Genomic DNA, 16,624 nt, shown 5'->3' with positions numbered 1-16,624 from the left:
AAGAATAGCACTAGCTATTTGAATAGCTAGTGCTAAGAGCTTTTTATATGAGTAGCCCCCACATTTGACAAAGAGCCCAAATTATCATAAGACAAAAAAAGGAACGTTGATCAAATATTATCAACGTTCCTTTTTATATGTTTATTCGTGTATTAAGACCCTAGATTGTCCTAGTAGATGTCTTACTGTCTCAGACAGTGAGATACACCACTCCTACAGACAGCCGGAGGCATTCTATTCTATTATATTACCTCTGTTTCGCCCACCGTTGGTATCCTTTCCACAGTAGGAAATAGATAACCGACGCAATGAGTACCACCACGGTTAAGCGACCTAAGTTATCTTGTAATAGTACCGCATCATGCCCCACAATAACCTCTAAGGCTGTGGATGGGAATTTCCCCACTAAATTAGCGATAATATAATCCCTCAAGGAAATTTGGCTAATGGCTCCTAAAGCTGTGATAATCCCACTTGGAAAATATGGAATAGATCTAGCAAAGAGCATCATAACTAAACCATTTTTACCACTAAAGTCATCCACTTTCAGCAAAAACTCGCTCTTTTCTATGACCTTATGCGCCGTGTCCCGCAAAATGTAGCGCATAATCATAAAACTAAGCACCACACCTACAGTCTCTGCTAACCAAGAAATAATAATCCCCGGCACCACACCAAATAGCAAGCCATTGGCTGTAGAAAAGAAGATGGATGGTAAAAATCCCAACGCATTGATGAGCACATCGAGGACAAAGCTAATCACCATCGCCCAGGGGCCATAGGATTGCAAAACCTCTGCCATGCGTTGTACATCGCCAGAAAGGATTAATTCCCACATATCATCATAGAAACCAGGAACAAGTACGTACACCAGTAGTCCCAGTGCTACGAGTCCACTCAACAACCCCAGTTGTATATATCGTTCCTTTTTCTTATCATTCATTCCCATACCTTCTTTTCTAGTTGTTACTTAACCTCTACCGTCTAATACTAAATTATCGTGGATCGCACGAACCGCCGTTTTAATGTGTTCTTCTCCGATAAGGCAGGAAATACTGATTTCAGAAGTACTGATAATCTCGATATTCACACCTTTGTCAGATAAAATGCCAAACATTTTCGCTGCCACACCTGGTTGTCCCAACATACCAGCACCCACAATGGATACTTTCGCCATATTTTCGTTAATCACGCACTCTTCAATAGACATGGATTGACCAAGTTCCTCAAGCACTTGTTTCGCCAAGTTCACGTCATCACGTGTGATCGTGAACACGATATCTGTCCGTTTATCATCTGTGGTCCGGATACTTTGTACGATCATGTCTACGTCGATACTCTTATTGGCCAATGCTTGAAACACTTGATGTGCCACACCTGGAATATTTTCCACCCCTACAAGACTTACTTTTGCCACATTTGTATCATCTGCAACACCTGTAATAGCGTATTGATTTGCTTTCATTGTATACTCCTCTCGAATTATCGTGCCTTCTTCATCACTGAAAGTAGATCGTACATGAATTGGCACCCCATACCGATGTCCCATTTCGACCGCTCTTGGTTGCATAACACCTGCCCCTAAGCGCGCCATTTCTAGCATTTCACCATAGGTGATTTCTTTCAATTTAACAGCCCCTGGTGCTACCCGTGGGTCTGTGGAGTATACCCCATCTACATCTGTAAAAATTTCGCATACATCGGCTTTCATAGCGCCTGCTAATGCGACTGCTGTTGTGTCAGAACCACCACGACCTAATGTAGTAATGTCTCCAGCTTCCGTCATACCTTGGAAACCCGCCACAACCACAATATTGCCGGCTTCTAACGCATCTAGCACGCGTTTCGGTTCAATATCTAAAATACGTGCTTTACCAAAAGCATCGCTCGTAGCAATCCCAGCTTGCTCACCCGTCATAGATACTGCTGCATGACCTTTCGCTTGGAACGCCAGTGCCATCAATGCAATCGTTACTTGCTCACCAGTGGACAAAAGACGGTCCATTTCACGGCCATACGGCATAGATGTGACTTCTTTCGCCAAGCTCACCAAGTCATCTGTTGTATCGCCCATGGCAGAAACAACCACCACAATACGATCCTCTGGTTGTTTGTCGCGTAATACGCGATTTACAATGTTAAATATTTTTTCAGGCGTCGCTACAGAGCTACCACCAAATTTTTTCACAATTAATGCCACTGCAATCCCTCATTTATAAGATACAAAGTATAAAACAATATCTATATTAATCTACCATACTACGCTACTAAAGTAAAGGATTTTTGTAATATTTTACTATTTTTATCATACATTTGTCTTTTTAAGGTAGATATTTCTATATATATTTTTACTATATTATACAACAGTCTATGCCTATACAAAATCTATACGTAATAATAAAGGACTGCCTCCCCCAAAGGGGCAACAGTCCTTGTCATAACCGATTCAGTTATTTGTCTAATCTTAGATTAGCCTTCTACAACGATATCTTTTTCAGATTCCCACAAACCGTGGATGTTGCAGTAAGAAGTTGCGATCAAACGACCAGATTTTTTGAAAGATGCAGTAACAACACCAGCTGCTTCAGCATGTACAGGGCCTTCGTTAGCACCTGTAGGAGCTTCGCCGTGTACGTTGAACTCAAGACGAGCTACTTCGTATGGAAGTTGTGTACCTTCTTCTACATAGTACAATTTGATCCAAGAAATATGATGTTCTACAGTGTTAGGATGAGCAATTTCTTTACCCACTTCTAATTCGATTACAACGCGTTCACCAGCTTTTACAGTGTCAGGTGCTGTAATTACTGGAACGTGTTTTTCTGTTGCAAATTCAGCTGTTTTTACATAATTTGTGATAGCCATAGGTATAACCCCCTTGAATTAATATCATATCCAAACATGGAAACCTTTCCATGTAAAGCACTAAATTAGTACACTATTATTGTACTTGTTTTTCTTCACTTACGCAAGAACTATTTTTAAGATTTTCGATGTGGTTTTTGCATACCCCTTTTATTTTCTGCAACATCTAGTAGTCAAACACATACTTAGACCACTTCAGCTAAAACTCTATACCACGCTTTGCTTTAATCCCTTGTTGATAGGCATGTTTGATAACTTTCATTTCCGTTACCGTATGCGCCAATTCAATAATCTCTGGGCGTGCATTTCGACCTGTTAAAATCATGTCTAAGCTTTCAGGTTTTGTTTTAAGCAAGTTCACTACTGTCTCTACATCTACTAAACCATAATGAATGGCATAATTGATTTCATCGAGGATGATTAAATCCCATTGACCAGACTTCACTTCTGTTTCCACCATGGCCCACGCTTCTTTGGCTGCTTGTTGATGTTCTTTCATTTTTTCTTCTGATTCTTCTTGCTTATGAAAGATAAAGCCTTTTCCCATGGATCGAATCTCTACAGTTGGTAGTAATGCAATGCCTGCTAATTCACCATAATTAGCACCACTTTTAATAAATTGTAAAATAAGAACCTTTCTACCACATCCTGCGGAACGCAATGCTACACCTAAGGCTGCTGTAGTCTTTCCCTTTCCATCTCCCGTGTTAACTAAGATTAAACCTTCACCCATCTGTCTCTCCACCTTTCTTTGAATATATGGAAATCCCATGCCAAAGCATAGGATTCCTAATGATTGTATTAAATTATTAGAATGGATTACGTATATGATACGCTAGTTTACCAAGTACATGGTCCACTGGTACAAATCCAATGAAACGGCTATCTGAAGAATGATTACGATTGTCTCCCATCACAAATACATGCCCTTCCGGCACAGTAATTGGTAAGGAGCGTTCAAACTTCATAGTCTCCTTTTTAGTATACGTCTCGTTTAGCTTTGTACCGTTTCTCCACACATGGCCTTCTTTAAACTCTAATGTATCACCTGGGCGACCGATCACTCGTTTTACCCATACATCATGGCCTTGCAAGGATGGTACTACCACACTAGCATAGTTCATCAAAGGTTCCATCACATCATCTTTCCAAGACCGTTCTCGTTGCACTCGACTATCAATGATAACGATGTCTTCATAATTTGGTACATCTCGCATAACATGAGACCATTTGCTAATTAATAGGAAATCCCCATTATGTAACGTATCCTCCATTGATTCTCCGGATACTCTCGTAGGTTGTACAATAAATATATGTGTTAACATGGCTACGATAAGAGCCACAACAATAGCTTGCAACCACTCACGAGCTTCTTTCAAAATTTGACTGCCAATAGCTGTATCTTTTTCCATAGTTCCTCCTATTCTAAGGATGCGTACTAATACGTATCTTGTAATCATCGATTAATGAATTGATTTTTTGCCGAACTGCCCACCGAATACATCATGTACATCATTGATGGTGATGAAAGCATTGTCATCCACTTCATAAATAATATCTTTCAATTTTGTTAATTCCAACCGTGTTACCACACAGTAAATGATACGTTTTGGAGTCTTTGTATACGCCCCTTCACCATATAGCAAAGTGACACCACGCCCCAATCGATGCATCACTACATCAGCCACTTCTTCCGATTTATCGGTGATGACCATAACGCCTTTCGATTCTTCTACACCCGTAATGACTAAGTCCATCATTTTATAGGCTACGAAATAAGCAATCAAGGAGTACATAGCGCTATTCCAATCGTATACAAAACCTGCCGCTCCTAAAATAAAGAAGTTTAGGAACATAACGATTTCACCTACCGAAAAGGAACTCTTTTTATCAAAGATAATGGCTACAATTTCCGATCCATCTAAGGACCCACCATTTCGTATAATAATGCCTACCCCAAGGCCTAGAATAATACCACCGAAGACTGCGGCTAACAATGGGTCATGCACAATAGGCGGCACATGATGCATGAAAGCAGAAAATACGGAAATGCACGCTATGGCAAATAAGGTAGATATAGTAAAACTTTTACCAATTTGCATATACCCTACATATAAAAATGGTAGATTAATCAACATAACTAGTACACTGAATGAGATACCAGATAGCTTACTTGCCATTAAGGCAATACCTACCACACCACCATCAATTAGGTGATTTGGCACTAAAAATACATCTAGTCCATAGATATAAATCACAGCACCTATAATCATCATACAGTATCGCATAGCCATATCTATTAATTTTCGTTTTCTGCTTTTATGTTCTTTCATCCTTTGGATACTCACTCCTTATTTGTTACTAACCAACGTTCTCCAATAATCCATGCCGTAATATCATCCACAGGAACTGGAGGGTATAACATGCCTTTTGGCACTAATTTTCGCCACCCTGTAGGTGGATGTACTTCAAAATAACGGCGCCTTGCCTCTTCTGTGGTATGCTTTTCGTTGACAAAGGTAAATATTTTTCCTTGTTCTTCCGCTACCTGTTTTACCATACTCCCTACCGCTTTATGATTGGTTCCATTCCCACATGCTAAAACGGATACCTTAGGATACATGGTTAACAGAGATTGTAATTCACACATTACGGAATCGGTAGGCACAATATCCATCATCATTAATTGAGATGTTCTAGTAAGAATCGCAATTCCGGTTTTATCACGCCCTGGGTCAACTGCCAATACATAAGGTTCCAATGCCATTGTCTACACCTCACTGATTTACCGGAATAACACGCAACATAATTTGTACCGGTCCACTAGTGAAAGTATCTTCTCTAGTCACAGCCTCTAATCGTACAGGACCACGTTGATTTTCGACTTTTCGTATCGTAGTAAACAGCTCATTGCCAGGTAGAGAACCCACTTCTCCAGTAATTGGATCAGGCAAGATACCGTGTTTCTTTGCCTCTACATTGACTTCTTTTAAGAACGCCAACACTTGGTCTTGTGCACTCTTACCTCCATCGATAACGGATGACCAAAGGACTGTATCCTTTTTGAAAATCATATCATGAGGATATGCATGAATTTCAGCTAGTGCTGGTTCGCCATAAATAATGTTGGCAGATGCTGTGACCCGAATCATCAATGGTTTATCTGTAGAGGCCACTACTTTTGCTACTTCATTCAAATTATCTCGACTCACATAAATCACTGTTTTTTCCTCTTCCATTTGGAATCGATTCAAAATGAGGCGATTCGTATCTTTCAAGAAACTGGTTAAGGCTGCCATACTTTCCACTTCCCCTAAACCTGGACGAATCACTGCTTGAGATAAAACTTCCCCATTGCGGAATACTACATTGCCTTCACGAACATGATTGATACCATCCTCTAATTCTTTTGTTGTTATTTGCAGGTCTTGTACATGACTTTCTAGTTGCGTCCGTACATCTTCTAAACGTCCTACTTCAGCATTGGATGCCACTAACTTATGCTCTGCCTCTGCGTAGGCATCCTGGATCGACACCAGTTGATCTCCCATACTTGTCAAGGCTCTACGAGTTTCTTCTAATTCTTCTTCCGTTGCTTGCACATCACTTTGTACCTTTTGTAATTGTTTATTTTTTTGATTCAATTCATCATTACTTTGTTGCAATGCTTTCGTTTTTTGATCGATATCTGCTGAAAGTTGTGCCATCTCGGCTTTCAATTTATCCATTCCGAATAAAGCAGTACGTACATTGTTAGATGCAATACTAAGCACGCCCAATGTGGCTGCGGAAATTAAAATACCCGTTACTATGGTCACAATGATAGAAGTATACTTAGGGCGCAACCCAAACAAACTCATGCGCCGTTTCCCTACTTTTGTGCCTATTTTATCGCCTAAAAATGCAATTAATCCCCCCATAATGGTAATGATGAGGAGAATCCGAAGTCCCACTAACATAGCCGTATACCTCAATGTCAAATACTAGTCCTATATCTTTACTTAGTATATCAAAATCCCTAGTACACTACAATGGTTGTACAAGAAAAGGTCTCAATATACCTCGCTTAATACAGTGATAAAAGAGTAGCACTACCTAGTCGATTAGTAATGCTACCCCTATACCCTCTTATTTATTTAGATACTCTCCAGTTTAAATATAAACCAGCTATGACACCTAATGTATTCGGAATCCAAGCCGCTAGCAACGGTGGTATCGCCCCACCTTTACCTAAGGCGCCTGACAATGTCATAACCCCATAATAAATGAAGATAACTAGCACTGAGATACCGAATCCAATAGACGAACTGGACCGTTGTTTTTGTAGGCCTAATGGTGCGCCTACTAAAGCAAATATAAAGCTTGCCACTGGAATGGTAAATCGTTGATACATTTCCATTTGCCATTCTGTAATCTTACCACCCGTAGCTTCCATCGCTTTGATTTGCTGTCTAATCTCTTTAATAGTCATCTCTTCTGGTTTGCGTTGAGAGCGACTAATTTTATCTGGGTCTTGCGTTATTGGAAGTACTTGTTCTTCAAACTTTAATGTACGATCAATACCCTCACCAGACGCATTGATATCGTAAATAGTACCGTCATGCATAATCCAGTATTGACCATTCCAATTTGCTGTTTTAGCACGTTCAATTTGTGTCACTTGTCCATCTGTAAATTGCTGCACTGTAATATCGGACAGTAATTTAGTAGAACTATCATATTTTCCTGCGTACATTAAGGTATTAATCTTTTTGTCAGCCAAAGTCTTCAACACAATATGTTCCTGCGTTTGCGGTGTAGCACGTTTCATAATTTCCTCGCGAATAATCGTTTGATACGCATGATTCGCAGCTGGTACCACATACTCATTGAACGCAATGGAACATAGGGAAATTAAGAATGCCATAATATACACTGGTGTAGCCAAACGCAAGAAGTTTTGACCCCCTGCACGCATGACAATAATCTCACTACTACCACTTAATCGACCAAATGTCATCAAAGATCCTAATAGGACAGACATAGGGAACGTCAATATGACGATATTTGGCAATGCCAATAGAAATGCTCTGGTCACAGACCACAAACTAGCTCCGTATTCTGTAATGTACTGAGCAATCCGAAATAGGGTGCCCGTACCAATAAATATACTGGTAAAGGCAAAAATCCCAAACAGAAATGGGCCTATGAAAGCTTTCAATATATATTTATCTAAAATTCTCATACCCACTCCTACATTCGGAAATCATCACCTAAATAAAACTTACGAGCCACATCGCTCGTAGCCACTTCATCAGCGGTACCTTCTAATAATATAGTCCCACTATTTAAGATGTACGCCTTATCCACAATCCCTAACGTCTCACGCACATTATGGTCTGTAATAAGCACCCCAATACCACGATCTTTCAAATGGCGAATTATGGATTGAATATCTGCTACCGCAATAGGATCAACCCCTGCAAAAGGCTCATCTAGCAATATAAATTTAGGATTTAAAGCAATGGCTCTAGCAATTTCTACACGACGGCGCTCACCACCAGACAACTGAATGCCCAAGCGGTCACGCACGTGAGTGATATGGAATTCTTCTAGTAACGATTCCATTGTATCCTTTTGTTCTGCTTTAGAAAGATTGGTGGTTTCTAGCATGGCTAAAATATTATCTTCTACTGTTAAATTACGGAAGATGGATGCCTCTTGTGGCAAATATCCAATACCATAGGCAGATCGCTTATACATCGGCATGTGGGTCACATCTACATCGCCAATACAGATACTCCCTGAAGTCGGTTTTTCTACACCAACAATCATATAAAACGTAGTTGTCTTTCCAGCACCATTAGGACCTAACAAGCCTACAATTTCGCCTTCTTCAACACGGACACTGACTTTGTCCACTACATTTCTTGATTTATAGGTTTTCACTAAATCCTTTGTTTGAATAAACATAAACTCTCCTTACTTTGGAGTAATGATTAATGTACTACGCCCACCAAGCGTTTCTGCACTATTGTCACTAAGTTCTATCTTTAACTCTGGAGCTTCTAGGATATTCCCATTTTGAACCGCCCTAGCATTACCTTTTAAATAGGCTACCCCATCATTCTGATTTGGAGTTTGCGTGTACACCGCCTCATCTGCTGTAGCATTGACATTACGACTAGCGCTAGATAAGGTTACATTCCCTTTAGCCGTCGCAGATATTTGATTAGTAAAAGCTGTAATATGTTGGCCTGTCAATACATTATCTGCCATCACTAATTGTCCATGTCCAATAATCTCGCCATATCCAGTTTCTGTATTATAATTCACTTGATCACCGAACAATTGACGGTCATCCTTCTGTAGATGTACATTACCTGTGGCATCAAATTGGTGATTATGTAAGACATGCACTTCACTAGCCGCCATGGACATATTGTTACCAATCATGCTCACGCCACCTGTTAAAAATCCTTCTTCACCTTTTGTATTGTACCAACCAGAGGCACCTGTCATAGTTTTATCATCTTTTGTAATGACCACACTGCCTTTGGCTTCTGCTCGACCACTGATACCATCATATGTCAACTGATCGGCAGTAATCATTATATTTCCATTGCCAGCAGGATTTGCATCCGTTGGCGCTGCCCATACGGGAATCATCATGACACCACCCATAAGAGCTGCCATGAGTAAACGTTGTAGTTTCATGAATTTCCTTCCTACTTGCGAATCAATCTAGCATGACCTTTTGCTGTCACTTGTTGCAATATCATATCCCCTTCTAATGCATCACCTTCTAGTGTAGTATCTGCATCAGTATAGGTAAACTTAGAAGTAGATTTAAATACCTGTTCCTTACTAGTATATTCTAATCCTTCTGTACGAAGACTAGCTCCCGTACTGGAGGTAGCCTCAATACCACCGGATAAAGTAATTTGCCCATGATCCTTAGATACTAGTCCTTTAGGCGCTTTTACGGTGAGTATGGTTCCCTCTTTATGAAAGGTGCCTGTCACATTTTCTAAGGTAATGACTTTCGTCGTTTGATCAAGACTAATTTTTTCAGCTTTTACTGACCAAATAAGTTGTCCGTTTTTTTCTTCTTTCAGTTCTGTACCATTAAAGCTAATGGAATTACCCGATGGTCCTAACGATGTCGTATCAGTGCCACCATATAGGAAGTATCCAAAACCTAAGAGAATTAAAATGCCTACCACAATCGCGAGGAGAAGTTTTTTATTGTTCTTCATGCACAGCCTCCCGCACTTGTAGTTTATGTTCAATATCTGTGATTTCATGAATTTTTGTATTCCAACGATGCTGGAACCACAACCATTCATCAGGATGTTCTTTAATAAAAGCTTCTGTTATCTTAACAGTTTCTTCCGTAAGGCGGAACATATCTTTCTCCACATCACCAGTATCTTTATAATGAAGTGCTGGCAAGATATGAACAATATGACCATTCTCTTTACGAGATGCAAAGACTGGCACTACAGGAGCTTTAAACTTTTTTGCAAAGGATGCTGGTCCCGTTACCGCTGATGACTCTTGCCCTAAAAACATCACCGGTAATCCTGTGTACCAGCCATCTTGATCCGCTAAGAAACCTAATAGTTTCTTTGCCTTCATCGCTTGTGCAGCGCCTCTCATTTCGGAGCCACCACGAGCAAATACTTCTAATCCCACCATTTCTCGGTATTCGTTCATCAATCGTGTGAATTGAGCATTCGGTTGCTTTTTTACAATTGTTGTAGACGGATATCCATGCGCTGCTAGGGCCGCTCCCATCCATTCCCAATTGCCTACGTGAGCCGTCAAAATCACAACACCTTTATCTTCCGCCACGGCTGCATCTAGGTGTTCTAGCCCTCGCATTTCAATATGTTCTTTTATGAACTCAGGTGTCAAATTAGGCATATATAGTGTTTCCATAACAGAACGCCCCAAGTTTTTAAAGAGTCGTCCTAATATGGCATCTGCTTCTTTTTCATCTATGGAAAGGCCAATCATCAGATTATGTAATCCTCGTTTGACCTGTTTTTTACCTACTAATCTATATAAAGGTCCTAGAGATGCTCCAATGGATAAGATTGTAGAATAGGGTAATGCACAAACTAATTTACTAATCGTCTTTAATGCTGTATATTGCCATTCTCCCGCCATGAAAGCCTCCTTTCTACTGACCTGCTTGGTAGGATTCTTCACGATATGAGCGTACCGCATCCTCCCAAAGTCCTTCTCGTTTTAAAATATACTCAACTGCTTCACGCACTGCTCCCTCACCACCCTTGGCTTGGCAGATATAGTGAGCTACTTCTTTTATCTCTGGTACACCATCTAGTGGTGTCATAGCTAACCCCACCTTAGACATGATGCCTAAGTCATTGAGATCATCGCCCATATAGGCTATTTCATGAGCCTCTAACTCTAATGTATGTAAGAGTTCTTGTAATCCTGCACTCTTATTATGACTTCCCATTTGGATATGAGAAATCTTTAATTCTTTCGCCCTTCGCTCTACCATAGGAGAGGTACGCCCCGTAATAATAGCAGTTTGTAATCCCATCCGGTGTGCTAAGGCTAATCCTAATCCATCTTTTGCATGGAATGCTTTGATTTCTTCTCCACTAGATGTATAGACAATCTCACCTTTCGTAAGAACACCGTCTACATCTAAGGCTAAACAACGTATCGCCATTACACAATACCTCTTCGCAACAAATCAGTAATATGTACTAAGCCAAGACTTGTTCCATCTTGACCAACAACTGGTAATACGGTAATAGGTCGAGGTTGATTTTTCTCCATCATATGAAGAGCTTCTGCTGCCAACTTATCCTTTGTAATAGTACGTGGTGATTTAGTCATCATATCTTCCACAGACCATACTAGGAAATTACATCCAGAATCTAAACCGCGGCGAATATCTCCATCTGTTACAAGACCAATTAACTTGCCTTCTTCATCTATTACATTGGCTGCTCCCAGTCCTTTATTAGTCATAACAAATAAAGCATCTTGCACGGTAGCCCCTTTATGAATAATGGGATTATCGTTTCCACTATGCATAATATTTTCTACGGTTAGCAATAATTTGCGACCTAAAGAACCACCCGGATGGAATACAGCAAAGTTCTCTGGCGTAAATTTATGTTGATCTAATAAGCACACTGCCAAGGCATCACCTAATGCCAATGCAGCAGTAGTACTGCTTGTAGGTGCTAATCCTAATGGGCACGCTTCTTTATCTACGCATACTACCAAGACTACATCAGAGTTTTTTCCCAATGTAGAACTCGGATTGCCCACTACAGAAATTAATTTAGCACCAATGCGACGTAAGGAAGGCAATAAGCTAATGACTTCACTAGTTTCCCCACTATTTGAGAATGCTAGTACTACATCATCAGATGTAACCATACCTAAATCGCCATGTACCCCTTCACCAGGGTGTAAAAACAATGCAGGTGTACCGGTACTCGCCAATGTAGCCGAAATTTTTCGTGCAATATGTCCAGATTTTCCCATACCTGTACAGACCACCCGTCCTTTAGAGGCTAAAATTAACTCTACTGCCGTTTCAAAACGATGGTCTAATGTTTCAATTAAGTCTAACACTGCTTTTGATTCTTCTTGGAGCACCTGTGATGCCCGTTCAAGTATCTTCATAGTTCACCTGCATCCTTTACATCTGTACTATTTTTTTACGATTTTGTCGATAGCCACTAAATCAGTTAATAATTCTTCTAGAGAATCTAAATATAACATATTTGGTCCATCTGAAAGCGCTTCTTCTGGATTATCATGGACTTCAAAGAACAATCCATCTACACCACTGGCTACTGCGCCACGAGCTAAATTAGCCACGAACTCACGTTGACCAGAAGACGCTGTACCCGCTCCACCTGGTAATTGTACGGAATGTGTAGCATCAAAGATAACTGGATAATCGAAAGAGCGCATAATTGGGAAGGATCTCATATCCACCACTAAGTTGTTATAGCCAAAGCTAAAACCACGTTCAGTAAGCATCAAGTTTTGATTGCCAGATTCTTCCATTTTCTTCAATACATTGCTCATATCTTTCGGAGCCATGAATTGACCTTTTTTCACATTCACGCATTTTCCAGTCGCTGCTGCTCCATATACCAAGTCAGTTTGCCGGCATAAGAAAGCCGGAATTTGAAGAATATCCAATACTTCTGCAGCTGGTTCAATTTGAGTAATATCGTGGATATCACTTACCACTGGTACTTGTAACTCTTCTTTGATGGCTTTCAAAATTTCTAAACCTTCTACGAGGCCGGGACCACGGAAGGAAGAATAGCTCGATCGATTGGCTTTATCAAAAGAAGCTTTGAACACATATGGAATGCCAACTTTATCGCAAATCGCTTTGGCACGACGGCCAATCTCTAATGTGCGTTCATAGCCCTCTATTACGCAAGGACCTGCTAATAAAAATAAGCCTTTGCCTCCACCAAGTGTGAGATTGCCTACTTGTACTGTTTTCATACTATCTCCTCTCTAAACGAAATCGTTTATACTTCTAATTGGTGAAATATTTCATTCACTCGTTTTAAATCTTCTGGTGTATCTACTCCAACAAAACGCTGATTTGTAGTAATCACCCGGATGGTATATCCATTTTCTAAAGCTCGTAACTGTTCTAAGGATTCAGTTAATTCTGCTGGTGTTGGTTCCATCTTAGCATAGGTTAATAGGAACTGACGATTATATCCATACATACCTACATGCTTCAATGGCGGTGCCACGAAGGCATGTCTTGGGTAGGGAATTAAAGACCTGGAAAAATACATGGCATTTCCTAGGCGATTTACAATTACCTTAACAGCGCTAGACTCATTGTATTCTTCTTCTAACAAGGGACAGCCTACTGTTCCCATTTGTAGGATTGGGTCTTCTTTGAATTGACGTGCCAATGCATCGATAAGGGACGCATCAATGAGTGGCTCATCGCCTTGCACATTAATAATCACGTCAATATCAGTTCTTGCAGATGCCACTTCCGCTAAGCGGTCAGTACCCGTTAAGTGGTCAGCTCTTGTCATCATCACCTGTCCACCAAATTGAGTAACAGCATCATACACTCGTTCATCATCAGTAGCCACGATGACCTCATGAATTTCCGTCGCTTTCGACACTTGCTCATAGACCCGTTGAATCATTGGTTTGTTACCAATCATCGCTAAGGGTTTACCCGGTAATCGTGTAGATCCATAGCGCGCTGGAATAATACAAGCTATACGCATATTATTTCCCCTTTGCTATTTGCAACACATAGGATTTAAAATCGTCTTCACCTTTGGTAAATTCGATACCAATCACTAATACATAGACAGGAATCTTCAAATCTTTAATTGCACGTACTTGAGATAATTTCACTGCATCTTTTTCCGTTGTAATAATACCTTGAATCCCTGTTTTAAAACAATGTTGCCACAGTTTCACAACATCTTCTTCACTATAATCATGATGGTCACCAAAACTCATCATATCCTGTACCGTGAATCCGTAACCTTTCAAATTAGAAATGAAAGAGCTCGGTTGTCCGATACCACTAATCGCTAATAAAGGAGTCCTATCATAGTCACTAATATCATGAATCGGGCCATTATGGCTCCATTCTTCCAAGGTTTGAAAACCTACCGTTTGATGAATGGTTTCTGCCACCGGAACAAGAGGTGCTAAAGAATGAATCTCTTCACGGAGTGCTTCCAGTTGTTCAGGCTCTACTTGATTCGTTTTCGTTAACACAATATAGGTAGCCCGCTTCAAATTTGTCAAAGGTTCTCGTAGCAACCCTCTTGGCAACACCGCACCATAGCCAAATGGATGGCTGGCATCAATCAATACAATATCTGCATCACGGCCCAATGCTCGATGTTGAAACCCATCATCTAAAACAAGTACATCAGATTGCATATCGTCTACAGCAATCTTAGCTGACTCCACGCGTTTAGAGCCAATAATGACATTTGCATTCGGTAATGTTTTAGCTAATAACCAAGCTTCATCACCGCTGATAAAAGAGGACACATCTACCGACCCTTGTCTAGATACGACGATGGATTTTTTATTATTGTCCGCTTTGTATCCACGACTTAAGACACTCACTGTATGTTGGTCTGTATCCAATACCTCACACACGTATCGCACCATCGGTGTTTTACCTGTACCACCAACTGTAATATTGCCTATACTAATGACTGGCACTGGCATGTGTAACACTCTATGTGGATGGTTATACCGTTCATTGCGATATTCCACGACTCTTTCATAGACCTTGCTAGCCGTTTCTAAACCACCACGAAGAGCATCTCCCAAAGAGCCTTGCATCTGTCCGCTGATGATATGTTTAAAGAGTTGTTCTCCTTTCATGAGTAAACCTCCTCCGTATCCCTCTAGTATAGCCTAGGATATTAAAACTTAGATGAACCGATTATGGAACAATGTGAAAGCGTTCAAAGAGACGTCGTAATTCTTCTGTGTTGCGCTGTGTAGCACCACGATTTTCGCTAACTACTTCTAAACAGTGGAGACTCATTTCTTCTCGCATAGTTTGGTTAGCACACAACGTTTGCAATACCTCTAAGAGCTCTTCTTCATCATGTACCATCGTACAAGCTCCTCGGGAACTCAATAAACTATAGATTTCTTTAAAGTTAAACATGTGCGGTCCTACAATAATCGGCTTGCCATGAGCAGCTGGTTCCAAAATATTATGTCCTCCCGTTTTGACCAAGGAGCCTCCAACGAAGATAATATCCCCTAAACTATACAGACGACCTAACTCACCAATAGTATCTAAAATCACCACTGGAATTTCTTCGTGTACAGGTTCTGTCATCGTGCTTCGGCAAATCGCTTTCAGCCCATATTTTTGAGATAATGCTTTTACATCATTACCACGCATAATTTCGCGAGGTGCTATGAGCAATCTCGCATTAGGATAGGATTGTAAAATTTCTTTGAAAGCCTGGAATAGTTTATCTTCTTCCCCTTTATGCGTACTACCTGCCACAATGATAGGATGATTATGTCCAAACCCAAACTCATGTTGTAATTGTTCTTTTTCTTCATCTGTAACCGTTGCGTAGGTTTGATCATACTTAGTATTTCCTGTGACAGTCACTTCTTTCACATTCGCACCTAGTACAGAAATATATTCCGCATCTAATTTTGATTGCATACAGAATCGATCGATGGAGCCCAACATATCCCTCATGAATGACTTAATATGCATGTATCGTGACATAGAACGATCACTAATACGACCATTCACCATCATGACTGGAATTTTTTCATCTTTTGCAATACGAAGGAAATTAGGCCAAATTTCTGTTTCTACCAGTAAAATAGCGATAGGTTTTATAATGTTCAAGATTCTTCGTGTCAAGAAAGGTAAGTCCAAAGGAAAGAAAATAATTCCTTCTGCTTCTGGTATGATACGTCGTGCCATAGCATGACCCGTAGCAGTAACTACGGATACAACTACTACTGCATCAGGAAAGCTCTTTTTAATATCTTTCACCAAAGGGCTTGTCGCTACAATTTCTCCTACAGACGCCGCATGTAACCATATGGCACGCTTGCCTTCTATTTTTTTCATCAATGTGCTCGGCATGAATCCCGCACTTTGTTTTATACGCTCATAGAATCCCTCTTCAAAGGCTAACCGGTAGAGAATCACCGGTATCAAGCCAATCCAATAGATAATGAGAAGTATATTATATATCCAGTACAT

General features: G+C 40.4%; 19 protein-coding genes. All 19 read right to left on the bottom strand.

What is annotated here, in order from left to right:
* Positions 1-247 precede the first annotated feature (247 nt).
* Complete coding sequence (locus EO121_RS05540; protein WP_127166638.1) at positions 248-943, bottom strand: TVP38/TMEM64 family protein; 696 nt, start codon at positions 941-943, stop codon at positions 248-250.
* A 27-nt stretch (positions 944-970) separates the two neighbouring features.
* Complete coding sequence (locus tag EO121_RS05535) at positions 971-2,200, bottom strand: aspartate kinase (RefSeq protein ID WP_127160504.1); 1,230 nt, start codon at positions 2,198-2,200, stop codon at positions 971-973.
* Between the two features lie 269 nt (positions 2,201-2,469).
* Positions 2,470-2,865, bottom strand: coding sequence for a class II SORL domain-containing protein (locus EO121_RS05530; protein ID WP_009353050.1), 396 nt, complete (start codon positions 2,863-2,865; stop codon positions 2,470-2,472).
* Positions 2,866-3,064: 199 nt separating this feature from the next.
* Positions 3,065-3,637, bottom strand: a complete 573-nt coding sequence (gene cobO, locus EO121_RS05525; RefSeq protein ID WP_255416489.1) for a cob(I)yrinic acid a,c-diamide adenosyltransferase — start codon at positions 3,635-3,637, stop codon at positions 3,065-3,067.
* Positions 3,638-3,674: 37 nt separating this feature from the next.
* Complete coding sequence (gene lepB, locus EO121_RS05520; protein WP_127166634.1) at positions 3,675-4,277, bottom strand: signal peptidase I; 603 nt, start codon at positions 4,275-4,277, stop codon at positions 3,675-3,677.
* Between the two features lie 51 nt (positions 4,278-4,328).
* Positions 4,329-5,198, bottom strand: coding sequence for a YitT family protein (locus EO121_RS05515; protein WP_127166632.1), 870 nt, complete (start codon positions 5,196-5,198; stop codon positions 4,329-4,331).
* Between the two features lie 11 nt (positions 5,199-5,209).
* Positions 5,210-5,632: a hypothetical protein gene (locus tag EO121_RS05510; protein ID WP_127166630.1), complete on the bottom strand. Its 423-nt coding sequence runs from the start codon at positions 5,630-5,632 to the stop codon at positions 5,210-5,212.
* Between the two features lie 10 nt (positions 5,633-5,642).
* Entirely contained in the window at positions 5,643-6,824 is a 1,182-nt protein-coding gene (locus EO121_RS05505; RefSeq protein ID WP_127166645.1) for a DUF3084 domain-containing protein, read from the bottom strand.
* Between the two features lie 173 nt (positions 6,825-6,997).
* Entirely contained in the window at positions 6,998-8,089 is a 1,092-nt protein-coding gene (locus EO121_RS05500; protein ID WP_127160509.1) for an LptF/LptG family permease, read from the bottom strand.
* An 8-nt stretch (positions 8,090-8,097) separates the two neighbouring features.
* Entirely contained in the window at positions 8,098-8,817 is a 720-nt protein-coding gene (gene lptB, locus EO121_RS05495; RefSeq protein WP_127068668.1) for an LPS export ABC transporter ATP-binding protein, read from the bottom strand.
* Positions 8,818-8,826: 9 nt separating this feature from the next.
* Positions 8,827-9,561 carry an LptA/OstA family protein gene (locus tag EO121_RS05490; protein ID WP_127166628.1) on the bottom strand — a complete coding sequence of 245 codons (735 nt, stop codon included), beginning with the start codon at positions 9,559-9,561 and terminating at the stop codon, positions 8,827-8,829.
* Positions 9,562-9,572: 11 nt separating this feature from the next.
* Positions 9,573-10,103 carry an LPS export ABC transporter periplasmic protein LptC gene (lptC, locus tag EO121_RS05485; RefSeq protein ID WP_164725875.1) on the bottom strand — a complete coding sequence of 177 codons (531 nt, stop codon included), beginning with the start codon at positions 10,101-10,103 and terminating at the stop codon, positions 9,573-9,575.
* Entirely contained in the window at positions 10,090-11,019 is a 930-nt protein-coding gene (locus EO121_RS05480; protein WP_127160513.1) for a lysophospholipid acyltransferase family protein, read from the bottom strand. Before EO121_RS05480 ends, lptC begins: the two co-directional genes overlap by 14 nt.
* A gap of 13 nt (positions 11,020-11,032) precedes the next feature.
* The gene (locus tag EO121_RS05475; RefSeq protein ID WP_127166624.1) at positions 11,033-11,554 is read right to left on the bottom strand and encodes an HAD family hydrolase; all 522 of its coding nucleotides are present in this window, start codon (positions 11,552-11,554) and stop codon (positions 11,033-11,035) included.
* Complete coding sequence (locus EO121_RS05470) at positions 11,554-12,525, bottom strand: SIS domain-containing protein (protein ID WP_127166622.1); 972 nt, start codon at positions 12,523-12,525, stop codon at positions 11,554-11,556. The genes EO121_RS05475 and EO121_RS05470 overlap by 1 nt, the downstream gene beginning before the upstream one ends.
* A 27-nt stretch (positions 12,526-12,552) precedes the next feature.
* Positions 12,553-13,371 (bottom strand): 3-deoxy-8-phosphooctulonate synthase, encoded by an 819-nt coding sequence (gene kdsA, locus EO121_RS05465; protein WP_127166620.1) that lies wholly within the window; start codon positions 13,369-13,371, stop codon positions 12,553-12,555.
* 26 nt (positions 13,372-13,397) lie between these two features.
* Positions 13,398-14,129 (bottom strand): 3-deoxy-manno-octulosonate cytidylyltransferase, encoded by a 732-nt coding sequence (gene kdsB / locus EO121_RS05460; RefSeq protein ID WP_127166618.1) that lies wholly within the window; start codon positions 14,127-14,129, stop codon positions 13,398-13,400.
* A gap of 1 nt (position 14,130) precedes the next feature.
* Positions 14,131-15,258 (bottom strand): tetraacyldisaccharide 4'-kinase, encoded by a 1,128-nt coding sequence (gene lpxK / locus EO121_RS05455; protein ID WP_127160517.1) that lies wholly within the window; start codon positions 15,256-15,258, stop codon positions 14,131-14,133.
* Between the two features lie 61 nt (positions 15,259-15,319).
* Entirely contained in the window at positions 15,320-16,624 is a 1,305-nt protein-coding gene (locus tag EO121_RS05450) for a 3-deoxy-D-manno-octulosonic acid transferase (protein ID WP_127166616.1), read from the bottom strand.

It is taken from the genome of Veillonella sp. CHU732 (assembly GCF_003992085.1).
Lineage (GTDB): Bacteria > Bacillota > Negativicutes > Veillonellales > Veillonellaceae > F0422.
The sequence above is the reverse complement of the archived record's forward strand: the minus strand, read 5'-3'. Positions and strand labels throughout refer to the sequence as shown.